22 protein-coding genes are annotated in these 23,079 nt (G+C 72.5%); 16 read left to right on the top strand and 6 right to left on the bottom strand.

Annotated features, from left to right (window positions below):
- Window positions 1-53 precede the first annotated feature (53 nt).
- From mshB to ACIBM5_RS35995, 3 genes are all read left to right on the top strand, one after another.
- Window positions 54-956 carry an N-acetyl-1-D-myo-inositol-2-amino-2-deoxy-alpha-D-glucopyranoside deacetylase gene (gene mshB, locus ACIBM5_RS36005; RefSeq protein ID WP_396010920.1) on the top strand — a complete coding sequence of 301 codons (903 nt, stop codon included), beginning with the start codon at window positions 54-56 and terminating at the stop codon, window positions 954-956.
- 10 nt (window positions 957-966) lie between these two features.
- Complete coding sequence (locus ACIBM5_RS36000) at window positions 967-1,359, top strand: DUF6113 family protein (protein WP_396010919.1); 393 nt, start codon at window positions 967-969, stop codon at window positions 1,357-1,359.
- Between the two features lie 355 nt (window positions 1,360-1,714).
- Window positions 1,715-4,561, top strand: a complete 2,847-nt coding sequence (locus ACIBM5_RS35995) for a VanW family protein (RefSeq protein ID WP_396010918.1) — start codon at window positions 1,715-1,717, stop codon at window positions 4,559-4,561.
- 107 nt (window positions 4,562-4,668) lie between these two features.
- On the opposite strand, the gene ACIBM5_RS35990 is transcribed toward ACIBM5_RS35995, so the two are convergent.
- Window positions 4,669-5,388 (bottom strand): hypothetical protein, encoded by a 720-nt coding sequence (locus ACIBM5_RS35990; RefSeq protein WP_396010917.1) that lies wholly within the window; start codon window positions 5,386-5,388, stop codon window positions 4,669-4,671.
- Between the two features lie 91 nt (window positions 5,389-5,479).
- Between ACIBM5_RS35990 and ACIBM5_RS35985 the strand changes: the two genes are divergently transcribed.
- The 5 genes from ACIBM5_RS35985 to ACIBM5_RS35965 all read left to right on the top strand — a co-directional run bounded on the left by ACIBM5_RS35985 (window position 5,480) and on the right by ACIBM5_RS35965 (window position 10,947).
- Window positions 5,480-6,430, top strand: coding sequence for an ABC transporter ATP-binding protein (locus ACIBM5_RS35985; RefSeq protein ID WP_396010915.1), 951 nt, complete (start codon window positions 5,480-5,482; stop codon window positions 6,428-6,430).
- Entirely contained in the window at window positions 6,427-7,155 is a 729-nt protein-coding gene (locus tag ACIBM5_RS35980) for an ABC transporter permease (protein WP_396010913.1), read from the top strand. Before ACIBM5_RS35985 ends, ACIBM5_RS35980 begins: the two co-directional genes overlap by 4 nt.
- Window positions 7,156-7,202: 47 nt before the next feature.
- Window positions 7,203-8,411, top strand: coding sequence for a sensor histidine kinase (locus tag ACIBM5_RS35975; RefSeq protein ID WP_396010912.1), 1,209 nt, complete (start codon window positions 7,203-7,205; stop codon window positions 8,409-8,411).
- Window positions 8,412-8,421: 10 nt separating this feature from the next.
- Window positions 8,422-9,027 (top strand): response regulator, encoded by a 606-nt coding sequence (locus ACIBM5_RS35970; protein WP_396010910.1) that lies wholly within the window; start codon window positions 8,422-8,424, stop codon window positions 9,025-9,027.
- 315 nt (window positions 9,028-9,342) lie between these two features.
- A complete protein-coding gene (locus tag ACIBM5_RS35965; protein ID WP_396010908.1) occupies window positions 9,343-10,947 on the top strand; it encodes a cellulose binding domain-containing protein in 1,605 nt (534 codons plus the stop codon).
- Between the two features lie 245 nt (window positions 10,948-11,192).
- Here ACIBM5_RS35965 and ACIBM5_RS35960 read toward each other — a convergent pair whose 3' ends face one another.
- The gene (locus tag ACIBM5_RS35960; RefSeq protein ID WP_391586770.1) at window positions 11,193-12,032 is read right to left on the bottom strand and encodes a SirB1 family protein; all 840 of its coding nucleotides are present in this window, start codon (window positions 12,030-12,032) and stop codon (window positions 11,193-11,195) included.
- Window positions 12,029-12,970, bottom strand: coding sequence for a GNAT family N-acetyltransferase (locus ACIBM5_RS35955; RefSeq protein ID WP_396010906.1), 942 nt, complete (start codon window positions 12,968-12,970; stop codon window positions 12,029-12,031). The genes ACIBM5_RS35960 and ACIBM5_RS35955 overlap by 4 nt, the downstream gene beginning before the upstream one ends.
- A gap of 204 nt (window positions 12,971-13,174) precedes the next feature.
- Here ACIBM5_RS35955 and fdxA point away from each other — a divergent pair, with 204 nt between their 5' ends.
- The 5 genes from fdxA (at window position 13,175) to ACIBM5_RS35930 (ending at window position 18,187) form a co-directional block, all read left to right on the top strand.
- Window positions 13,175-13,501 (top strand): ferredoxin, encoded by a 327-nt coding sequence (fdxA, locus tag ACIBM5_RS35950; protein WP_020556628.1) that lies wholly within the window; start codon window positions 13,175-13,177, stop codon window positions 13,499-13,501.
- 87 nt (window positions 13,502-13,588) lie between these two features.
- Entirely contained in the window at window positions 13,589-14,671 is a 1,083-nt protein-coding gene (gene dapC, locus ACIBM5_RS35945; RefSeq protein ID WP_396011004.1) for a succinyldiaminopimelate transaminase, read from the top strand.
- An 84-nt stretch (window positions 14,672-14,755) separates the two neighbouring features.
- On the top strand, window positions 14,756-15,817 hold the full coding sequence (dapE, locus tag ACIBM5_RS35940; protein ID WP_396010905.1) for a succinyl-diaminopimelate desuccinylase: 1,062 nt from the start codon (window positions 14,756-14,758) through the stop codon (window positions 15,815-15,817).
- A 79-nt stretch (window positions 15,818-15,896) separates the two neighbouring features.
- Entirely contained in the window at window positions 15,897-16,679 is a 783-nt protein-coding gene (locus tag ACIBM5_RS35935; RefSeq protein WP_396010904.1) for a TIGR00730 family Rossman fold protein, read from the top strand.
- A gap of 98 nt (window positions 16,680-16,777) precedes the next feature.
- Window positions 16,778-18,187, top strand: coding sequence for an alkaline phosphatase PhoX (locus ACIBM5_RS35930; protein ID WP_396010902.1), 1,410 nt, complete (start codon window positions 16,778-16,780; stop codon window positions 18,185-18,187).
- 122 nt (window positions 18,188-18,309) lie between these two features.
- On the opposite strand, the gene folP is transcribed toward ACIBM5_RS35930, so the two are convergent.
- Window positions 18,310-19,122 (bottom strand): dihydropteroate synthase, encoded by an 813-nt coding sequence (folP, locus tag ACIBM5_RS35925; protein ID WP_396011003.1) that lies wholly within the window; start codon window positions 19,120-19,122, stop codon window positions 18,310-18,312.
- A gap of 205 nt (window positions 19,123-19,327) precedes the next feature.
- Between folP and ACIBM5_RS35920 the strand changes: the two genes are divergently transcribed.
- Complete coding sequence (locus ACIBM5_RS35920) at window positions 19,328-20,170, top strand: DivIVA domain-containing protein (protein ID WP_396010901.1); 843 nt, start codon at window positions 19,328-19,330, stop codon at window positions 20,168-20,170.
- Complete coding sequence (locus tag ACIBM5_RS35915; RefSeq protein WP_396010900.1) at window positions 20,167-20,745, top strand: DNA-3-methyladenine glycosylase I; 579 nt, start codon at window positions 20,167-20,169, stop codon at window positions 20,743-20,745. Before ACIBM5_RS35920 ends, ACIBM5_RS35915 begins: the two co-directional genes overlap by 4 nt.
- Before the next feature lie 105 nt (window positions 20,746-20,850).
- Here the strand turns inward: ACIBM5_RS35915 and ACIBM5_RS35910 are convergent, their stop codons facing one another.
- Window positions 20,851-21,648, bottom strand: a complete 798-nt coding sequence (locus ACIBM5_RS35910) for an enoyl-CoA hydratase/isomerase family protein (protein WP_396010899.1) — start codon at window positions 21,646-21,648, stop codon at window positions 20,851-20,853.
- A 293-nt stretch (window positions 21,649-21,941) separates the two neighbouring features.
- Here ACIBM5_RS35910 and ACIBM5_RS35905 point away from each other — a divergent pair, with 293 nt between their 5' ends.
- Window positions 21,942-22,109, top strand: coding sequence for a DUF3117 domain-containing protein (locus ACIBM5_RS35905; RefSeq protein WP_078976897.1), 168 nt, complete (start codon window positions 21,942-21,944; stop codon window positions 22,107-22,109).
- 131 nt (window positions 22,110-22,240) lie between these two features.
- Here ACIBM5_RS35905 and ACIBM5_RS35900 read toward each other — a convergent pair whose 3' ends face one another.
- Window positions 22,241-22,927, bottom strand: a complete 687-nt coding sequence (locus ACIBM5_RS35900) for an O-methyltransferase (RefSeq protein WP_391586779.1) — start codon at window positions 22,925-22,927, stop codon at window positions 22,241-22,243.
- Window positions 22,928-23,079: the final 152 nt, after the last annotated feature.

Here is a 23,079-nt window from a genome sequence, read left to right as displayed (position 1 = left end):
GGTCGCGGGCCCGGCCCGCCGGGCACCCGGCTCGGCTGCGTAGGCTGTCGAGCATGACCGAACGCACTGCCGAGAGCCCGCTGCGCCTGTTGCTCGTCCACGCCCACCCGGACGACGAAGTGATCAACAACGGCGCCTCGATGGCGCGCTACGCGGCCGAGGGTGTGCACGTCACGCTCGTCACCTGCACGCTCGGTGAGGAGGGCGAGATCCTGGTGCCCGAACTGGCTCACCTGGCGGCCGACCGCGAGGATGCGCTCGGTCCGCATCGGATGACCGAGATCGCCGACTCGATGAAGGCGCTCGGCATCTCCGACCAGCGTTTTCTGGGCGGCCCGGGCCGCTACCGCGACTCCGGGATGATGGGCGTGCCGAGCAACGACCGGCCCGACTGCTTCTGGCAGGCCGACGTCGACGAGGCCGCGACGCACCTGGTGCCGGTGATCCGCGAGGTGCGCCCGCAGGTGCTGGCCACCTACGACGAGCGCGGCGGCTACGGCCACCCGGACCACATCCAGGCCCACCGGGTGGCGCTGCGCGCCGCCGAGTTGGCCGCCGATCCGACCTACGCCGAGGGCGAGGGCGAGTCCTGGACGATCGCGAAGATCTACTACAACGTGATGCCCCGGTCGATCCTCAAGGCCGGCATCGAGCGGATGATCGAGGCCGGCCAGGACGTGCCGTTCACCGTGGTCGAGGTGGACGAGTTGCCGTTCGCGGTGGACGACGACCAGGTCACCACCGCCGTGGACGCGGGCGACCATGTGGGCGCGAAGTACGATGCGCTGCGGGCCTATCCCACCCAGGTCTCGGTGGAGGAGGGCTTCTTCGCGCTGTCCAACAACATCGGCCAGAGCATCATGTCGGTCGAGCACTATCGACTGGTCCGCGGCGAACTCGGGCCCACCGGCCCGGACGGCCGCGAGGACGACCTGTTCGCCGGACTGCGCCCGTAAGGTAGCCGTCGTGCCAGAGAAAGCCGGCCGCATCGCGGCATACGTCGTGCTGTTCCTGCTCGGCGTGGTGATCGCCTTCATCGGGGCGTTCACCCAGGCGGCCTACCCACCCGCCGGGCTGATCGTCGCGCTCGCGGGCAGCGGCGGGCTGTTCGTCGCGGGCGGTTCGCTGCTCGAGACGAAGGCGGGCGCCGCGGTACCGGTCGCCGGCTGGATGCTGACCGTGCTGTGGTTGGCGAGCTGGACCAAGCCCGAGGGCGACTGGATCTTCGTCAGCGGGGTCCTGTCCTACATCTACCTGCTCGGTGGCACGATCTTCGGTGTGGCCGCAGCCACTTACCCCTGGGGCGGCATCAAACCCGTCCTTCTTTCGGGTGAATCGGTGAAGACGCATACGAGGTGAGTTCCTTGCCCCGCCATGCTTGCCGACGGCGCGTGCTTCGAGGCAGGCGACGGTGCGGGGTAACGGTGTGGCAGGAGCGCAGTATTGTGGTTGCCGAGGTGCGGTGCGCGTCATGCCCTGTCCATGGGGCCGTCGCGGCCGACTCCTCTAGCCCGTCGTACCGGGCAACCTCGGTGGCCGAGTTCGTCCACTCGCTTTCGATGGGGAGCAGCAAAACCCTCGGAGGCGGTGTCACGACCCGCACACGGCGTGTGTCAACGCACCGCCGTCGCACTTTCCTGGATACCGTCCGACCCCGGGCGGGGGCGGCCGTGCGCCGCCACGCAACCTTCAGCTGTCGGAGAGCTCGTTCTTCGTGAGTAACGACCAGCCCCCCACGCCCGACGACCCGGGCGCGCAGCCGCGCCGTGACGATCTCGGCGGTGATCCGCATCCGTTCTTCGGACGGGTCGGCCGCCCGTCGCCGGCTGCGCCCGCTGCCCGTGAGCGATCCGCCGCGCCCGCGTCGTCTCCGCATCCATCCCCCGATCCGTTCGGGGACGACGACGAGTTCGCGTCGTGGTTCGACGACGAACCGCCCCGGCCCGCGCCCGTCGCGGGGCCGCCGGGTGGCTCGTCGTGGCCCAGCGCGGACGACGATGTGCCGCCCGTCGCGGAACCGCCGCGGCAGGAGGCCCCGCCGCTGGGGCCCAACGGACTGCCGCAGCGCGTTCCCGGCGCCTCGGGAGCCAGGAGTCTGACGGCCGACGGTACGGGCGCGCCCGGTCCGGTGCCGTTCTCGGACGCGCCGCCGCCGGCGTTCGTACCGGGGCAGTCCGGGCAGCCGCCGCTCCACCGGAAACCGCCGCAGGGTCACTCCGGCGCGCCCGCCGCCCACGCGGGCGAGCGCGGCGCGGGTGTGCCCGGCGCGGGTCTGGACGACGCCGGTTACGGCCCGCCGCCCGGGTCCGAGCCGTTCGCCCACCCGACCGGGCCGAGCGACGCGGCGCCGGGCGAGGCACCCCCGGAGAGCGGCGCGCTGCCGACCCGGGTGGGTCGGCGCCGGTTGATCGCCGGCTTCGGCACGCCCGAGGCCAACCCGGCGCCGGTTCCGCCGGCCGCGGAGTCGGACGCCGAATCGGATGCCGAGTCGGGCGACCAGACCATGACGACCCGGGTCAGCATCAAGATCCCCGGATCGCGGCCGATCCCGCCGGTGGTGCTGCGCGGCCAGGCACCGCTGCCCTCGCAGGACCCACCGCGCTGGACGCGCGACGGCGAGGCGGACGGGCCGTACGAGTACCAGACGCGGCAGGAGCAGGACGCCGCCGACCACGGGTTCCCGCAGTACGGCACGACCGACGCGCACGCGGCGGACACCGGTGCGGCGCACCCCGACGACACCGGGGACCGCGCCGACGATCCGCGACCGGCGCCCGCCCGACCGCGGCGGCGCAAGCCGAAGGCGCTGATCGCGTGTGCGGCCGGGCTCGCCGTGCTGGGCGGGGTGTACGGCGCCTCGCTGGCCTATGCCGGCGGCGGGGTGCCGCGCGGCACCTCCGTGCTCGGCGTCAACATCGGCGGCCAGTCCCGCGACGAGGCGGTTCGTACGCTCGAACAAAAGCTCGGCGACCGCACCACCAAGCCGATCCGACTGACCCTGGCGGGCAAGCAGCTCCAGCTCGATCCGGCCGTGGCCGGACTGCTGCTCGACGCGCGTGCGACGGTCAGCGAGGCCTCGAAGGGCGGGATGAACCCGCTCACCTCGGTGCCGGCGATGTTCGGCAAGACCCGGGAGACGGCGCCGCGTACGGTCGTGGACCCGGTCAAGCTGGGGGCCCAGCTGGAGGCGCTCGCCGCCGAGGCCGGTGGCGCGCAGCTGGACGGTGGCATCACGTTCGCGGGTGGTCAGGCCGCCGCGGTCGCGCCGACCAAGGGCAAGGTGCTGGACACCGCCGCCGCGGTCAAGCTGGTCCAGGCCGCCTTCCTGCGCGGCGACGCTCCGGTCGAACTGCCCACCAAGACCGCCGATCCGAAGGTCACCCAGGCCGAAGTGGACCGCGCGATGCGCGAGTTCGCGGTGCCCGCGATGTCCGGACCGGTCACCCTGACGGCCGGCACCAAGAGCATCAAGCTGACTCCGGCCGTGCTCGCGAAGTACCTCACGATGGTTCCGGACGGCAACGGCAGGCTCCAGCCCAAGATCGACGCGAACGGCCTGCAGGACGAACTGGGCCAGACCTTCTCCTCGGTCGGCGACAAGCCGAAGAACGCGACGTTCAAGGTCGAGGGCAAGTTGGCGGCCGGCGCCAAGGTGTCCGTCGTACCGTCCGTGGCGGGCAAGGGCGTCTCCGGTGCGACCGCGGCCGACGCGCTGCTGACGGTGCTGGCCAAGACCGGCACGGCCCGCACCGCGAAGGTCAACCTCGGCCCGATCGAGCCGGAACTGACCACCGAGGCGGCGAACAAGCTCGGCATCACCGAGGTGATGTCGACGTACACGACGAACTACCCGTTCGCCCCATACCGGTTGACCAACATCCACCGGGCCGCCGACCTGATCACCGGCTCGGTGATCAAGCCCGGCGACACCTGGAGTCTGAACAAGACGGTCGGCGAGCGCACCGCGGAGAACGGCTTCGCCAAGGGCACGATCATCAACAACGGGCGCTTCCAGACCGACTTCGGCGGCGGCGTGTCGCAGGTGGCCACGACGACCTTCAACGCGGTGTTCTTCGCCGGGCTCAAGGACGTCATGCACCGCCCGCACAGCTTCTGGATCGACCGCTACCCGGCCGGTCGCGAGGCCACCGTGGCCTGGCCCTCGCTGGACCTGAAGTTCCAGAACGACTCCGGGAAGAACGTCTACCTGGAGTCCACGTACACCGACTCCACGGTGACGGTGACCCTGCTCGGCACACGCCGGTTCGACGACATCAAGGCCGAGCCGGGCAGCAAGTACGACGTGGTCAAGCCCAAGTCGGTGGTGGACAAGTCGGCCGGCTGCGTGGAGCAGGCCGCCTCCGACGGGTTCAAGATCGACGTCACGCGGGTGTTCATCCAGGGCGGCAAGGAAACCGCGCGGGAGAAGTTCCACACCAAGTACGACCCGGCGGACAAGATCACCTGTGATCGCACCGGCGGCGCGGAGGGCGAGGGCCAGGGACGCACGGCGGACTCACCACCGCCGGGCGGGATGCCGGTGCGCGCCTCGGACGACTAGGCCGTGTCCGGCGGATCTTGGTGGATGAGGTCGCGCCGCCTGGCACCGCACCGACGCCGGACGGGCGCCACGCCCGTCCGGCGTCGGTGTGTTCGGGGCGGGCCCGGTCAGTCCGTGGGACGGCCCACGTCGCGGGACAGGTCCAGGGCCAGGAAGCGGTCCAGGTGGGCCAGCGCCTCGAACCGGGCGCCGGGCGCCAGCCCCTCGTCGCGGGCCAGCTCCAGCACCAGCCGGAGCGCGGTGCGGGTGTCCAGGTCGTCGTCGAGCGCCGCGTGGATCGGCTCCACCGCCTCGGCGGGCAGGGCCCGGGACGGGGACTCGGCGCACCGGGCCGTCCGGGCACGCAGCTCGGCGAGGGTGCGCTCGGCCTCGGCGGCCCCGAGATAGCCCTTCGGGTCGGCGCGCAGCGGCTCGTCCGCGGCCAGCGAGAGCAGCAGCAGGCGCAGCGTGAGCGGGTCCTCGGGATGCGGGACCGGGCGCCGCGGCGCCGTCTCGATCAACGCCGCCGGATGCAGCACGTGCACCCGGGCCCTCGGGCCCTGATCGCCGCTCTCGCCGATGTACAGGTCGATCGCGCCGTCCGGCTGCCCGGTGGTGGGCACCGGCATGTTGTACCGCCCGTAGCCCGCCGCGTCCGCCACCTGCGCGCGGTAGGGCAGCTGATGAATCGTCACGGTCAGCCGGTGCCGGCCCGCGACGCGGCGGAAGGTGTCGGCGAGGATCGCCGCGCGCAACGAGCGGCTCGGATACGCGACGCGCACCCGTCTGCCGATCGAGCTGGTCACGGGCTCGGACTTGCCGGTCTGGGAGTCGGTCAGTCGCACCATGCGCCCACGGTAGGCGCCCATGACATCTGTCATGGCGCGATCAGGAGGTTTCCCACTTCGCCGGGTCGGCGCCCGCCGCCACTGTTGATCCATGACGATCACGGCTGGAAAACAGACGACCGCGCCGGCCGTCGCGCTCAGCGGTGTGCGCAAGAGCTTCGGCGACCTGCGCGCCGTGGACGGTCTCGACCTGGAACTGCACCAGGGCGAGACGGTGGCACTCCTGGGCCCCAACGGCGCCGGCAAGTCCACCACGCTGGACCTGCTGCTGGGCCTGAGCCGGCCCACCGAGGGCACCGTCGCGCTGTTCGGCGGCGACCCGCGCGACGCGATCCGCCTGGGCCGGGTGGGCGCGATGTTGCAGAGCGGTGGCCTGATGCCGGACGTGACCGTCGGCGAGATGGTCCGGCTGGCCCGGGACCTGCACCCGCGCCCGTTGCCGCAGGCGGAGGTGCTGCGTCGGGCCGGGATCGAGGAACTGGTCGGCAAGAACGTCGCCAAGCTCTCCGGCGGTCAGGCCCAGCGGGTGCGCTTCGCGGTCGCCATCGCGGGCGAGGTGGACCTGATCGTGCTGGACGAGCCCACCACCGGCATGGACGTGGACAGCCGGCAGCGATTCTGGGGGAGCATGCGCGAGCAGGCCGAGCTGGGTCGCACCGTGCTGTTCGCGACGCACTACCTGGAAGAGGCGGACAACGTCGCCGACCGGGTGCTCGTGCTGCACCGCGGCAAACTGCTCGCCGACGCGAGCGCGGCGCAGATCAAGGCCCGCGCGGGACTGCGCCGGATCGCCTTCGACCTGGCCGAGACGGTCGAGCGGTACGAGCCCACCCTGCGCGCGCTGCCCGGCGTGGTGCAGCTCGAACTCGGCGGCAACACGGTGCGCATGCGCAGCGACGACGCCGACGCGACGGTCGCCGCGATCTACGCCGCCGGCCTTCGGCCGCGCGGCCTGGAGGTGGCCGGACTCGGCCTGGAGCAGGCGTTCCTGGCGATCACCCAGCAGGCGGACGAGGCGGAAGGCATGGAGATCGCGTCATGAGGACCCTGTTGAGGCTGGAGATCCTGCGGATGCTGCGCAACCGCCGGTACCTGATCTTCACGCTCGCCTACCCGGTCGCGATGTACCTGATCTTCGGCAGCCAGTCGGGTGATGTCGACGGCACCGACGTCGCCGCCTACATCATGGTGTCGATGGCCTCGTTCGGCGCGGTCGGCGCGACGCTCAGCGCGGGTGTGCAGCGGATCGCGGCGGAGCGGCAGAGCGGCTGGACCCGCCAGCTGCGGCTGACCACGCTGACCGGGCGGCAGTACGTGATCTCCAAGCTCGCGTCGGCGGCGGTGGTCGGCCTGCCCGCGATCGTGCTGGTGCTGTTCACCGGCTTCCTGCGCGGGGTCCGACTGGACCCGTGGCAGTGGGGCGTGCTCGTGATCGCGCTGTGGTTCGGCTCGTTCGTGTTCGCGGTGCTGGGGATCGGGCTGGGCTACCTGGTCGCGCCCGACTCCGCGCAGCCGGTGTTCATGCTGGTCTACCTGGGCATGGCGGTGCTCGGCGGGATGTGGGTCCCGTTGACCGGGTTCCCGCGATTCCTCCAGGACATCGGGCACGTGATGCCCACGTATCGGCTCGGCCAACTCGGCTGGGAGGTGCTGGGCGGCCGGCATCCCCGGATCTCGGACATCGCGATCCTGGCGCTGTATCTGGTCGCGTTCACCGCCTTGGCGGCGTGGCGCTACCGTCGCGACGAGCAAAAGGTCGCGGCCTGAGTCCGGATCGCTCGGCACGGGATCTCTCGCACGGAGGAGCACACGGCATGAAGTGGTCGGACCCGACGCGGCAGGACAGCGCGCGAGGGCGGGCGATCCGGATGTCGTGGTCGTTGTTGTGGCTGTTCTTCCTCACCCCGATCGTGCACGACCTGGCGACCGGGGGCTACGGCCCGATCCGGCTGGCGCTGGGCTCGTTCGGGCTGCTGGTGGTGGTGGTCTGCTACGTCTCGCTGGTGTTCGGCGGGATCGGCTGGTTCGGTCTGTTCGGCCGGGCGGAGACCGCCGTGCGCCGGGTGCTGGACACCGATCGCATCCTGGAGCTGACCTGCCTGGTGTTGTGGGCGACCGCGGTCGGGCTGATCCTGGCCTTCGACGACGCGTGGCTGGGCCTGATGGTCTACGTGTCGGTGTCGCTGGGGGCCGGGCTGCGCTTCCCGCAGTCGATGTGGGCGATCCTGGGCTGCGTGCTGACCGGGCTGGCCCTGGGCACGCTGCTGGACGCGCCCGGGGACGACGTCCTGGTGCTCGCGTTCGTCACGGTGCTCACCGGCGGGCTGATGATCGGGATGCGCCGACTCATGGAGACGCTGGTCGAGTTGCGCGAGGCCCGGGAGATCGTGGCCCAGCTCTCCGCGAACGAGGAGCGCCTGCGGATGGCCCGCGACCTGCACGACGTGCTCGGCCACTCGTTGTCGCTGATCACGCTCAAGAGCGAACTCGCCGGCCGGTTCCTGCCCGGGCACGTCGAGCGGGCGGCGGAACAGGTCGCGGACATCGAGCGGGTCAGCCGGCAGGCGCTGGTGGACGTGCGCGAGGCGGTCGGCGGCTACCGGCGGCCGACCTTCGCGGTCGAGTTGGCGGGCGCTCGGATCGCCGCCAAGGCGGTGGGGATCGAACTGGCCCTGGTGCCCGAACAGTGGCCGGTGTGCCCGGATCCGGAGGCGGAGGCGGTGCTCGCGTGGGCGCTGCGCGAGGCGGTCACCAACACGGTGCGGCACAGCGGCGCACGGCGCTGCACGATCACGCTGGGCACGGGAGCGGTGTGGAGCCTGGACGTCGCGGACGACGGGCGCGGTGCGGCGCGGCGCGAGGGGAACGGGCTGACCGGGCTGCGCGAGCGGTTCGCGTCGGCCGACGGCGACATTCGGGTGGGTGTGCCCGACGGGGGGCGCGGGTTCAGATTGACCGCTTCGGTCCCGGTGCTTCCCGGTAAGGACGACGTGGGGCGGATCGCCCACGAGGTGAACCGCTAACGTTCGGCCCGTGATCAATGTGCTGCTCGCCGAGGACCAGGCCATGGTGCGTGAGGCGCTGGCCGCGTTGCTCGGCCTGGAGGAGGACATTCGCGTCGTGGCCCAGGTCGCACGCGGGGACGAGGTGCTCGACGCGGTGCGCACCAGCGGCGCCGACGTGGCGCTGCTGGACATCGAGATGCCCGGTCAGGACGGCCTCGCCGCCGCCGCCGAGTTGCGCCGGGCCGTACCCGGGTGCCGGATCGTCATGCTGACCACGTTCGGCCGCCCCGGCTATCTGCGCCGGGCGATGGAACTGGGCGCGGACGCGTTCCTGGTCAAGGACGCGCCCGCGGCGCAGCTGGCCGACGCGGTCCGCCGGGTACTGCGCGGGGAGCGGGTGATCGACCCCACGCTCGCGGCGACCGCGCTCTCGGTGGGCGCCGATCCGCTGACCGAGCGCGAGCGCGACGTGCTGCGCGCGGCGGCCGACGGCTCGACGGTGTCCGAGATCGCCTCCCGGCTGCACCTGTCCGAGGGCACCGTGCGCAACCATCTGTCCTCGTGCATCGGCAAGACGCACGCCCGCAACCGGGCGGACGCGGTGCGCATCGCGCACGAGAACGGCTGGTTGTGAGCGGCGGAACGACCGGTTGTGCGCCGCGGCTCGCACCGGGCCGCCCGGGGTGCGATCCCGGCCCGGATCCGGCGGTGCCCGGGACGGGGCGCGGTCGGGCGCGGCGCTCGTGCCGAGTCCGGGAGCGTGCCGGGCGATGCCCGGGAATGCACGGCTCGTAGCCGGAGTTCGATACCCGTATCTCCGGGTCCGAGACGAAGGATCTTTTGCTTCGATCGCCCGGACCGGGTCGATGGGACCCGGGCCCGAAGGCCGGTAGAGTCCTCCTGCCCGGCGGCCCGAGTGCCGCCGGAGAGGATGTCGGAGGAAATGGGCATGGGGTCGCACCGGGCAAGCGGTCCCGAGCCGGGCGCCGGTCGTCCCCGCCGGGAGCGGATCCGCTGGGCCGCCGCCAGTGCCGCGCTCGCCGCGTTGCCCGCAGCGTTGGTCGTGGCCCTGTCCGGGGACTCGCCCGGGCACGACCGCGTGCTCAGCGCCGACTACGTCCGCACCGGTTCGTGGCCCACCGGGTACAGCGGCCAGTACGTGCTGCGCAACGTCGGCTCGGACACGGTCAAGGGCTGGACGCTGCGCTTCGACCTGCCGGCGGGCACCCGGATCGCGAACGTGTGGAACGGCCGCCTGGAACCGGCCGAGGGCAAGTACACGGTGCGCAACGAGAATTGGAACAAGGCGCTGCGCCCGGGCGAGAGCATCGTGGTCGGCTTCGAGGTGCGCCGGGAGGGCGCCGGGGTGCCGACCGCGAGCGAACCGGTCCGCTCCGACGGCCCGATGGCCTGCACGATCAACGACAAGCCGTGCAACGTGCCCGCCCCGACCGCGTCCGGCGACCGCTCGGCCACGGCCGGGCCGATCCCGCCGACCGGGCCGCCCGACGGCGCCGACCACCACACCGGTACGCCCGTCCCCACCGGCACCGGCCGGGCCGCCGCTCCCACGACCACGTCGCCGCCCCCGAGCCCGAACGGAGCCGGCGGCACCGCGCCGCGCTCGGGCACGATCGAACACATCGCGCCGTACCTGGACATGACGCTCGCCGGTCCGTTCGACCCCATCCGGGCGGGCGCGCCGGGCACGGTGCGCGAGCGCACGCTGGCCTACGTCGTGGACGGCGGTGGGTGTCGGCCGATGTGGGGCGGGGTGACCCGACTCGACGACCCGGTGACCACCGGTCGGATCGCCGCGCTGCGCGATGCCGGCGGGACGATCCGGGTCGCCTTCGGCGGCGCGGGCGGCACCGACCTGGCCGCGTCGTGCGGCACACCCGAGGAACTGGCCACCGTCTACCGGCAGGTGCTGACCGCGACCGGGGCGACCGGCATGGACCTGGACATCGAGGGCCGCTCGCTGGTGCGTCCCGACGTGGTCCAGCGGCGCAACGCGGCGCTGCACCTGCTCCAGGAGAGCGCCCGGGCGGCCGGCGGGGCCGTGGACATCGGGTACTCGCTGCCGGTGGATCCGCTCCAGGGCCTGGGCGACGAGGCCAAGGCGCTGCTGCGGGACGCGGTCACGCGGCGGGTCGAGGTCTCCTACGTCAACGTCAAGGCGCTCAACTACGGTGCCGCGGTGGCCCCGCGACCGCAGGACCGGATGGGCCAATTCGCGAGCGACGCCGCGCACGCCGTGCAGGGACAGATCCGCGAGGTGTGGCCGCACCTGTCCGAGGAGCAGGCCTGGCGGCGGGTGTCCGTGACGGTGATGATCGGCCGCAACGACGTCGCGGGCGAGGTGTTCACCCTCGACGACGCGCGCAGGTTCGCCGAGTTCGCCCGCACGGTGCGCCTGGGCCGGGTCGCCTGGTGGTCCGCCGCGCGGGACCGGCCGTGCCCCACCGGCGGCGGCGCCGATGCGGGCGCCGAGCCCACGTGCAGCGGGATCGCCCAGGACGCCGACGCGTTCCTGCGCATCCTCGGCGGCTGAGCGCCGGCGGCCGGGAGGCGGTCGCCCGCCGCGGCACGGGGCCTGGGCCGTGTCCGGCGGATCCTGGTGGGGTCGCGCCGCCCGGCATCCGCCCTTCGGGCTCCTCGCCGCGCTCGTCTCGCCGCACCGGAGAAACAGCCGAAGGGAACCACTGTGCGGCTGCTTCTCCGGCACGCCGAGCCACGGCACCGGACGACGCGACCTGATCCACCAGGATCCACCGGACCCGGCCTCGGTGGCCGCGCTCAGTTCAGCCGGGCCCGGGCCGCCTTGGCCTCGGCCAGCACGCCCTCGGCGACTTTCGGATCGATGCGCTCGACCAGTTCGGCGTACTCCTCCAGCTGCCGGGCCCCGGCCGCGAACTGGCCGGTCTTGGCGAGCAGCGAACCGCGCTCGTGGCGCAGCGCCGCCGGATGGCGCGGCAGCAGCAGGGACAGCTCGACCGCCCACAGCCGGGTCCAGGCGCCCTCGATGCCGCGTTCGGGCTGGGCGGCCCACGCGCGGATGTTGTTGAGCACCCGGAGCAGGATCGCGGTCGGCCGGGCCGGCTGCAGGAGCGCCGGGTCGCCGGCCTGCCCGCCCGCCTCCGCGGCCAGGCGACGGGCCCGCGACACCGACAGCGGGACTCCGCCGTGGAACGGGTCGGCCAGCTCGAACGCGCCGTCCGGATCGCCGATCCCGACCACGAAATGTCCCGGCAACGCGACGCCGTACACCGGCAGCCCGGCCCGGCGGCCCACCTCGATCCACACCACCGACAGCAGGATCGGCAATCCGCGTCGGCGGCGCAGCACCTCGTGCAGCAGCGACGAGCGCAGGTCGGCGTAGTCCGACTGCTGTCCGAAGAAGCGGGCCCGGCCGCCGAGCACGAGCGCGAGCGCCGCGGCGGCCCGCGCCGGGTCGTACCCCGATCCCGCCTCGGCCCGCACGGCCGCCGCGAGCCGGTCCAGCTCGGCGATGCCCGTGGCCGGGTCGAAGGCCGGATCGACCTCGACGCCCATCAGCAAAGCGGCCTCGGCCAGATCCACCTCGTCCGCCCGGACCACCGAGGCGAACCGGTCGCGTGGATTCCCGGGAACGCTCACGGGCCCGTGACCGGTGATCGGCGGTAGTGGTAGCGGTGGTGGTCGGTGAAGCCGAGCGCGTCGTAGAGCTCGCGGGCCGGCCGGTTGTCCGCCTCCACCTGGAGCCACCCGGTGACCGCGCCGTTCGCCAGCGCCCGATCGGTCAGCGCCCGGACGATCGCCCGGGCGTGGCCCTGCCGACGATGGGCCGGGTCGACCTCCAGGGCGGCGAAGCCCGCATACCGACCGAGCACGCACACGCGCCCGATCGCGATCGGTGTGCCCGAGTTCGGATCGCACACGGTCGCGAACAGGGTGCCCGGCGGGCCCTGGAGCACGTGTCGTTCGGCGCCGCCGCCCGAGCGGCCCGCGACGTGGTGGTAGAGGGAGAGCCACGCGTCGGTGAGGGTGTCCCGCACCCGGACCGCACTCGCGTCCACGTCGTGCAGCACGTCCGCCGCGCGCACCAGCCGCCCGGTGCGCATCAGGGCGTCGCCCTCGGTCAGCCATCCGGCCGTGTCGAGGAAGCGGTCGAACGGGTCGTCGTGCGCGACCTGGAACAGGGTCGGCAACCGGCGCTTCTCGTACCAGCGGTTCACTCGATCGAGCGCCTCCGGGAACGGGACACCGGGCTCGCCCAGAACCAGCACCGAGTTGGCCCGCCGGGTGAAGCCCTCCGCCGCGCGCAGCAGCCACTCGCCGAACGTGGCGACCTCCGGCGCGGGCCAGGATCGGCTGGCCACGTCCTGCAATCGGGCCGGGGTGAGCCGTTGCACGGGCGGCGGGACCACCTTGGCGGCCACGATGCTCGCTTCGGCCACCCGGGCGATACTGCCGTCCTTGCGGGTGATTGTCAGCACACCGTCGCGCCAGTCCACGAGGTCGCCCACGACGTCCGTATAGGTCGCTCCGGAGTCCTCGGGCGGCAGCTCGCGGCGCACCGACACGCGTCTGCCCACATCCCGTGGTGTGATCCTCTTCACCTGTCCGGCTTCCCCGATCCGTGCTGACCTCGTCCGCCCACGTCTGCTGACATGTTCCCGGCCCACAGGTAAGGGCCACCTGCTAGGAGTAGGCCCCGGCCCACCGCGATACTAGTTGCGGGCACCGACGTTGCCGCGCTCCCGCGCACCCTGTACCGCCCGCATGAGGAGGAACCCGACGTGACCTACGTCATCGCGCAGCCCTGCGTCGACCTGAAGGACAAGGCATGCATCGAGGAGTGCCCCGTCGACTGCATCTACGAGGGTGAACGTGCGCTGTACATCCACCCCGACGAATGCGTCGACTGTGGAGCCTGCGAGCCCGTCTGCCCGGTCGAGGCAATCTTCTACGAGGACGACACCCCGGAGCAGTGGAAGGACTACTACAAGGCGAATGTGGAGTTCTTCGACGACCTCGGTTCCCCGGGTGGCGCCTCGAAGATGGGCCTGATCGCCAAGGACCACCCGCTCATCGCCGCGCTGCCGCCGCAGGCGACCGGCGAGTAGAGCGACGTGACCGCTTCGCACAACGGTGCGGAAACGCCTACCGACCCCGCAGCCGCGCGGGGTCGGCGGGCGCGTCGCGTCACCGATCTGCTCCCCGTGTTCCCCTGGGACCGCCTCGAACCGTTCGGCGCACGCGCGCGGGCCCACCCGGGCGGCGTGGTCGACCTGTCGGTCGGCACGCCGGTCGACCCCACCCCGGAGCTGATCCGGGACGCGCTGAGCGCTGCCGCCGACTCGCCCGGATACCCGACCGTGTACGGCAGGCCCGAACTGCGCGAGTCGATCGCCGCGTGGCTGGTCCGCCGACTGGGGATCGCCGGCGCGAACCCGGACGCGGTGCTGCCGGTGATCGGCACCAAGGAACTGGTCGCGGCGCTGCCCAACCAGCTCGGGCTCGGCCCGGGCGACGTCGTCGCGCACCCGGCGCTGGCCTACCCCACCTACGACGTGGGTGCGCGGCTGGCCGGGGCCACTCCGCTCGCGGTGGTGGACGGCACGCTGCCGGATCCCGCCGGCGTGCGGATGATCTGGCTGAACTCGCCGGGCAACCCGCACGGCGCGGTGCGCTCGGTCCAGGAGTTGCGCACGGTGGTCGAGTGGGCCCGCGCGCACGACATCCTGGTGGTCTCCGACGAGTGCTACATCGAGCTGTGCTGGGACACCCAGGCGGTCTCGGTGCTGCATCCGGACGTGTGCGGCGGCTCGCACGAGGGGCTGTTGGCCCTGCATTCGTTGTCCAAGCGCAGCAACCTGGCCGGCTACCGGGCGGGGTTCGTCACCGGCGACCTCGCGGTGATCCGCGAGCTGCTCGCGGTGCGCAAGCACTCGGGGCACATCGTGCCGGGCCCGGTGCAGGCGGCGATGGCCGTGGCTTTCGCGGACGACGAGCACGTCGCGGTGCAAAAGGCCCGCTATGCGGCCCGACGCACCGCGCTGCGCGGTGCGCTGGAGTCGGCCGGCTTCCGGATCGAGCACTCCCAGGCGAGCCTGTACCTGTGGACCACGCGCGACGAGGACTGCTGGGAGACCGTGGCCTGGTTCGCCGAGCGCGGCATCCTGGCCGCCCCGGGCGACTTCTACGGCCCGCTGGGCGACCGGCACGTGCGGATCGCGTTCACCGCGACCGACGAGCGGGTGGCGGCGGGCGTGGAGCGCCTCAAGAACGGTTGAGCCGGGCAATTGTCGAGTGACGAGGCCCGATTCACCTGACGTATCGTCAGATGACGCGTCCCGGGACCGGGATAGGCTGCCGGCATGACCGTGAGGCTTGATCTGTCCCAGGACGCGGCATCGCTCACCGCGCAACTCGTCGACATCCCGTCCGTCAGCGGCGACGAGCGAGCGCTCGCCGACGCGGTGGAGGAGGCGCTGCGCGCCCACCCGCACCTGACCGTGTACCGGGACGGCGACTCGGTGGTCGCGCGCACCGACCTCGGTCGGTCCGAACGCATCCTGATCGCGGGTCACCTGGACACCGTCCCGATCGCGGACAACCTGCCGTCGCGGATCGAGGGCCCGCTGATGTACGGGTGCGGCACCTCGGACATGAAGAGCGGCGTCGCGGTGCAACTGCGGCTCGCCGCGCACCTGACCGAGCCCAATCGCGACGTCACCTACGTGTTCTACGACTGCGAGGAGATCGAGGCGTCCCGCAACGGTCTGCTGCGACTGGCGAACACCCACCCGGAGTGGCTCGTGGCCGACTTTGCGGTGCTGATGGAGCCGACCGGCGGCGCGGTCGAGGGCGGCTGCCAGGGCACGTTGCGGGTGCGGATCACCACGCGGGGCACCCGGGCGCACTCGGCCCGCTCGTGGCTGGGCGACAACGCGATCCACGCGGCGGCGCCGATTCTGACCCGGTTGCAGGGCTACGAGGCGGCCAGGGTCGTGATCGACGGGCTCGAATACCGCGAGGGACTCAGCGCGGTCGCGATCGAGGGCGGTGTCGCGGGCAACGTCATCCCCGACGCCTGCACCGTGACGGTCAACTTCCGCTTCGCCCCCAACCGCAGCGTCGAGCAGGCGCTCGAGCACGTGCGGGAGGTGTTCGCCGGTTTCGACGTGGTGCTCACCGATGCGGCCGCCGGTGCGCTGCCCGGTCTGGACCGACCCGCGGCGGCGGCGTTCGTGGCGGCGATCGGGACCCCGCCGCGGGCCAAGTTCGGCTGGACCGACGTGGCCCGGTTCTCCGCGCTGGGCATCCCCGCGGTCAACTACGGGCCCGGCGACCCCAATCTCGCGCACAAGCGGGACGAGCACGTCGAGATCGCGCTGATCGGGGACAGCGAGAGCAGGCTGCTGCGCTGGCTTCGCTAGCGCCGCGACCGGCGGTCCGTTCCCGGTGCTTCCCGGGTAAATGCGATCAACCATTGCCGCGGCGTGACAGGGTGGCCGGATGGATGCGCGATTCGCTCCGGAGGAGCCACCCGAGTTCGCCTCGCCCAGTGAGGTCGAGGAACAGCATCCCGGCATGGGGCACCTCGGTACCGAGGCGTGGCGCGTGCTGCGGATCCAGACCGAGTTCGTGGACGGGTTCGGCATGCTCGCCGACCTCGGCCGGGCGGTGAGCGTGTTCGGATCCGCCCGGACCAAGCCGGGGTCGGCCGAGTACCGGATCGGCGAGCGGGTCGGCCGGGCGCTGGCCGAGGCCGGCTACGCGGTGATCACCGGCGGCGGTCCCGGCGCGATGGAGGCGGCCAACAAGGGCGCCCGGGACGCGGGCGGGCAGTCCGTGGGCGTGGGCATCAAGCTCCCCTTCGAGTCCGGGCTCAACCCGTACGTGGACCGGGGCATCACCTTCCGGTACTTCTTCGCCCGCAAGACGATGTTCGTCAAGTACGCGCAGGGCTTCATCGTGCTGCCCGGCGGGATCGGCACGCTGGACGAGTTGTTCGAGGCGCTGACCCTGGTCCAGACCGGCAAGGTCACCCACTTCCCGGTGGTGCTGATCGGCCACGACTACTGGACCGGCCTGATCGACTGGGTCCGCGACGTGGTGATCGCCCAGGGCAAGGCGTCACCGGCCGACCTGGACCTGATCCGGATCACCGACGACGTGGACGAGGCGGTGCGGATCATTCGCGACGCCGACCTGGAGGTCTCGAAGATCGAGGCCGAGTCCCGTGCGGACAAGGCCGCGGCGGAACGCCGCGCCGGTGGCGGAGCAATTGCCACCTGACGGGCATTCGGGCGCCCCGCCGCGTTCACTCGGTGGACACCGGCGGGCGAAAGCGTAGGGGCGTCCCGATATTTCCTGCCTGTCACTGGAGAAACCAGATGTCGCTGTCCCGCAGGGGCTTCCTCGGTCGCACCGCCACCACCGGTGCCGGTGTCGCCCTCATCGGCAGCACCGGCATGCTGCTGGCCCCGAACGCCTCCGCCTCGTCCCGGCACAACGGGCACGGCCGGCCGCCGGCCCAGCCGGGTTACGGTGCGCTGATCGACGACCCGGCCGGGCGCCTGGCGCTGCCCAAGGGTTTCTCGTACCAGATAGTCACCGAGGCCGGTGTCACCAAGCTCGAGTCGGGCGAGGTCACCCCGAGCAACCACGACGGCACCGGCGCCTTCAAGCTGCGCGGCGGCGGCACGGTGCTGGTCAACAACCACGAGCTCGGCGGTTCGCTCAAGGACACCCCGCTCCCGGTTCCGCACCTGTCCGGCCTGGTCTACGACGAGGGTCTGGCCGGCGGCTGCACCGTGGTCGAGGTGAACCGTTACGGCAGGCGCATCCGCGAGTACGTCGGCGTGGCCGGCACCGCGACCAACTGCGCGGGCGGGGTGACCCCGTGGGACACCTGGCTGACCTGTGAGGAGACCGAGCAGCTGGCCGGTCAGGGCAGCGCGACCAAGGACCACGGCTACGTGTTCGAGGTCGACCCCTACGACCGCCGCGCCAACCGCGACCCCAAGCCGATCAAGGCGCTCGGCCGGTTCGCCCACGAGGCCGTCGCGGTCGACCCGCGCCGCGGCCACATGTACCTGACCGAGGACGCGAGCAACCCGAACGGGCTGTTCTACCGCTGGGAGCCCCCGCGCCACTGGGACGGCGGCCGGGGTCGGCTGCGCAAGCTCGCCGACGACGCGGGCACCCTCGCGGCGATGCGCTGCGTGGACGCGAGCGGCAAGCACGTGGACGACCTCTCCCGGGCGACCGAGATCGGCACCACCTACGCGGTGAACTGGGTGACGGTGCAGGAGCGCGACGCGCGCACGGTGTCCATCCGCAAGCAGTTCCAGAACACCGACATCACCCGCGGTCGCAAGATCGAGGGCATCTGGTGGGGCGACGGCGGCGCGTACGTCGTCACCAGCTTCGCCCGCAAGGAGAGCCCGGGTACGCCGCACGACGGCCAGGTCTGGTTCTACGACCCGCGTCGGGGCCGGCTGACCCTGAAGCTGCGCTTCGGCGTCAACACCACGCCGGACGTGGACGGCCCGTACGACGGCCCGGACAACATCAGCGTCTCGCCGCACGGCGGCGTGATCATCGCCGAGGACGGCGAGGGTGTGCAGCACCTGCTCGGCGCGACCGAGGACGGCAAGACCTACCCGATCGCCCGCAACGACGTGCCCGGTGGCAGCGAGATGACCGGCCCGGTCTTCTCCGAGGACGGCCGCACGCTGTTCGCGAACATGCAGACCCCGGGCACGATGTACGCGATCCAGGGCCCCTGGAAGCGCTGCTGATCCGCTGATTCGCCGGCTGCGGTCGGCGTGCACGCCCCGGCGCCCGCGCCCACCTCCCCGGTGGGCGCGGGCGCCGAAGCGCGTTCCCCGCGGGACCGCGCGGCGGCGGCCCCGCGGGTCGGTCAGGCCAGGGCGCGCCGGGCCACCGCGGGCTGCCGGGTGCCGTGGATCGAGGACACCATGTCCAGCACCTGCCGGGTCTCCTCGACCTGGTGCGCGCGGTACACCCGGGCACCCAGCCACGCGCTGACCGCCGTGGTGGCGAGGGTGCCGAGCAGGCGCTCGTTCACCGGCTTGTCCAGCGTCTCGCCGACGAAGTCCTTGTTGGACAACGACACCAGGACCGGCCAGCCGGTGTCGACCATCTCGCCGAGTCGGCGGGTCGCCTCCAGCGAGTGCCGGGTGTTCTTGCCGAAGTCGTGCCCGGGGTCGATCAGGATCGCGTCCCGGCGCACCCCCAACCGGGCGGCCCGCTCGGCCAGGCCGACCGTGACGTCCAGGATGTCGGCCATCACGTCCACGTAGCCGATCCGGTGCGGCCGGGTACGCGGCTGCGCGCGACCGGCGTGGGTGCACACGATGCCCACGTCGTACTTGGCGGCCACCTCGGCGAGCTTGGGGTCCACGCCGCCCCATGCGTCGTTCATCAGGTCCGCGCCCGCCTCGCAGACCGCCTCGGCCACCTCGTGCCGCCAGGTGTCGACGCTGATCACCACGTCGGGGTGGCGGCGGCGGACCTCGGCCACGAAGGACGCCGTGCGGCGGATCTCCTCCGCCACGTCCACCTCGGCCCCCGGCCCGGCCTTGACACCCCCGATGTCCACGATCCCCGCGCCCTCGGCCACCGCGCGTTCGACCGCGTCCAGGGCCGGTCGATCGTCGAAGGTCGCGCCCTTGTCGAAAAACGAGTCCGGTGTGCGGTTGATGATCGCCATGATCACCAACTCGTCGCCATCGAACTCCCGTCGCCCCAGCCTCAGCGTCGTCACCCCGTCGACCTCCGCTAACCACACCCTGCACGTGCCACCTGACCCCCTGATCGTGGCACGATCGTCCCGTGCGACGACCCGGGGGCTTCCCGAAGCCGCCGGAGCGGACACCCGTCCCAGCACCTGCACCACCGTCGAAGGGGAGCCGTCCGTGTTCTGGATCCAGCTTGTCGTGGTGACCGGGGTGATCCTCGTGATCGCCGCGGTCGTGCTCGGGGCGGGTGGCTCCCTTCCCGACGCCCACCGCGAACAGCCCGAGCTGCGGATGCCCGGCGACCGCCCGCTCACGAGCGCGGATGTCGACGACATCCGGTTCCCGGTGGTCTTCCGCGGCTACCGGATGAGCGAGGTCGACGTGGTCCTGGACCGCCTCACCGGCGAACTCGCGGCGCGCGACGCGCGCATCCTGGAACTCGAATACAAGATCAGCGGCACCACCCCGGCCGGCATCACCGTGTCCGTCCCGGGCGCCGCCACCGTCGGGGCGAGCGCGCTCGGCGCCGGCCGGCTCGCCCCGCCGCCGCGCGCCGCGGGCGGCACCACACTGTCCCTGGAGAAGCCGGGCCCGGCCGAGTCGACCGAGCCCGACCGGGACGCGCCACGGCCCGTGAGCGTGACCGCGGGTGCGGACGAGGGTGCGGACGACACGCGTGAGTCGATCACGGGCGGGACGGCTGTCCAGGCCGCCACACGGCCCGTGAGCGTGGCCGCGGGTGCGGACGAGGGCGCGGACGACACGCGTGAGTCGGTCGCGGGCGGGACGGCTGCCCAGGCCGTCGCCGAGCGGACCGGTGAGCCGGCGACGGGTGAGCCGACCGCCGAGTCGACCGCCGAGCAGAACGCCGAGCCGGCGGATGCCGCGACCGACGCGGGGACCTCCACCGACGAGACCGCCTCGGCCGATGCCGACGCCCCGGCCGCCCCGGCCGACGCCGACGCCCCCACCGACGTCGCCACGCCGACCGCCGAGCCGAAGGGCGACCCGAAGCCGTGACCGTCGTAGGTGGTCCGGTCGCGGGACCGGACGGACTGCTGCGCTGCCCGTGGGGCGCGACCGGCCCGGAGGACTACCGGACCTACCACGACACCGAGTGGGGCCTCCCCGTGCACGGCGAGGACGCGCTGTACGAACGGCTGTGCCTGGAGGCGTTCCAGTCCGGATTGTCCTGGCTGACCATCCTGCGCCGACGGGCCGGCTTCCGGGCCGCCTTCGCGGACTTCTCGATTGCCCGGGTGGCGCGATTCGACGACGCGGACCGGGCGCGGCTGCTCGCCGACGAGGGCATCATCCGCAATCGGGCCAAGATCGACGCCGCGATAGCCAACGCACACGCGGCGCAGGCCCTCCAGGGCGGTCTGGACGCGCTCGTGTGGTCCTTCGCACCTTCCGGACGCCGGAAGGCTCCCGCGGCCCTGTCGGACGTACCGGCGGTCACCGAGGAGTCCACCGCGCTGGCCAAGGAACTCAAGCGCAAGGGATTCCGGTTCGTCGGCCCGACCACGGCCTATGCGCTGATGCAGGCCTGCGGGTTGGTCAACGACCATCTGAAGGGCTGCGTGTCCCGCTGAGCATCGGGCACCGCCGGCGCGAGGAACCTCGCGCGCCGGCGCCCCCGGGGACCCGTCCGGCGGGTCTCGGCGGGGCCACCGAGACCCGCCGGACCGGGCCCGGGCTCAGCGGCCGACGAAGGCCGGCTTCTCCTTGGCGACGAACGCCGCGACCGCGATCCGGTGATCCTCGGAGCCGCCCGCGCGCAGTTGCAGCTCCTCCTCCTTGGCCAGGGTGTCGATCAGCGAGTGGGACGCGCCGTAGGCCACCGACTCCTTGAGCGCGGCCAGCGCCACGGTCGGCCCCTCGGCCAGCCGGCGGGCCAGTTCGCGGGCCGTGTCCAGGACCCGATCGGCCGGTACCACCTGGTTGGCCAGGCCCAGTTCGAGCGCCTCGGCCGCCTTGACCGTGCGCGGCAACATCAGCAGGTCGATCGCCCGGGCCTGACCGACCAGGCGCGGCAGCGTCCAGGACGCGCCGGAGTCGGCGGTCAGCGCGACACCCGCGAACGCGGTGTTGAAGCCGGCCGTGTCCGCCATGATCCGGAAGTCGCAGGCCCACGCGATCGCCGCGCCGGCCCCCGCCGCGACCCCGTTGACCGCGGCGATCACCGGCTTGGCCATCGTGGCGAGCGCGGTCACCAGCGGGTTGTAGTGCTCACGCACGGTCGCGAAGGTGGCCTCGGGGCCCGTCTCCAGCTGTCGGATGTGCGCCTTGAGATCCTGACCGGCACAAAATGCCCGACCGCTGCCGGTCAGCAGGACGGCCCGCACGTCGGCGTCCTCGGCCGCGCGGAGCACCGTGTCGCGCAACGCGATCTTGGTCGGCTCGTCCAGCGAGTTCATCGCGTCGGGACGGTTCAGCGTGACGGTCGCGACTCCGTCGACGACTTCGTAGCGCACATTGTCGGTCTTGTCGGCCATGGCCTGCCTCCGCATCACGTACATCACCGCAGGTGGGATGTGCACAGCATGCCGGACCGCCAGGCCGTGCCCCCGCCCGGCCCTGACGGACCGTCAGCTCATTCCCGAGTCGGGACCGAGCCGGGACGGACCGTCTCATTCCGTCGTCGTACGGACGAGGTTCGAGAGGCCGACGGGACCCGATGTTGCTCACCCCACCGTTCGATGCGGGATAATGGTCCCTGATCAATGCTCTCGAAGACCGGTGGCCGGTTTGAGCACCGGTGCGTCGATATGCAGGAAGGGGAACGAGCATGGCGGCCATGAAGCCGCGGACGGGCGACGGCCCGCTCGAGGTGACCAAGGAAGGGCGGGGCATCGTCATGCGCGTTCCGCTTGAGGGCGGTGGACGGCTCGTAGTCGAGCTGTCGGCCGATGAGGCCGGCGCCCTGAGCGAGGCGCTGAAGAACGCCGTGGGCTGACCCCCAGGGGCGACGCCCTCGACGAAAGTCGTGATGCGACGGCCCCGATCCGGACATGGATACTCATGTCCGGATCGGGGCCGTCGGCATGTCCGGGCGACTCCCGGCGACCGGCACGCGAACCGCGCCGATCAGCCCCGGCGGGCCGCGCACAGCAGGCCGTCGCCGACCGGGAGCAGGGCCGGCACGAGCGACTCGTGCTCGCGGATCACCCGCAGCACGTCGCGCACGGCCGCGGTCTCCGCGTCGCGGTGCGCCGGATCGGCCACCCGGTCGTGCAGGAACGCGTTGTCGAAGCACACCACGCCGCCGGGCCGCAGCAGGCGCAGCGCCTCGGCCAGGTAGTCCAGGTACTCCAGTTTGTCGCCGTCGCAGAACACCAGGTCGTAGCCGCCGTCGGCGAGCCGGGGCAGCACCTCCAGGGCGCGACCCGGGATGAAGCGGGCGCGACCGCTGGGGAAGCCCGCCTCGGTGAAGGTCTCCTTCGCGAGCCGCTGGTTCTCCGGGTCGGCGTCGACCGTGGTGAGCACGCCGTCGGAGCGCATGCCGCGCAGCAGGTAGAGGCCGGAGACCCCGGTCCCGGTTCCGATCTCGGCGACCGCCTTGGCCTCCACCGCGGCCGCGAGGAAGCGCAGCGCGGCGCCGCCGCCCGGACCTATCGGGACCACGCCGACTTCCCGGGCGCGGGCGCGGGCGCCCGCGAGGACGGCGTCCTCGCCGACGTACTCTTCCGCGAACGCCCAGCTCGCCTGGCGATTGCCGGAAATGGCTTCCTCCTCTGTCCCGGCCGCCCGTACGCGTCTCGACGGGTCGGCCACCTGAGCGCAAGCGTATTACCGAGGGGTCATCCGCCCGGCCGGGGAGCGCCGCACGAGTGCGCCCGAGCGCCGTCGGCGACCGGCGTCCGGCGACCGGGCCGGAATCGGGGAACCCCGTCCGGGCGCGGTTCGTTGGCCCCCTCGGAAGACAG

This window comes from Embleya sp. NPDC050493, from assembly GCF_044458105.1.
Taxonomy (GTDB): Bacteria; Actinomycetota; Actinomycetes; order Streptomycetales; family Streptomycetaceae; genus Embleya.
Note: the sequence above shows the minus strand (reverse complement) of the source record. Positions and strands in the feature narration are given on the sequence as shown.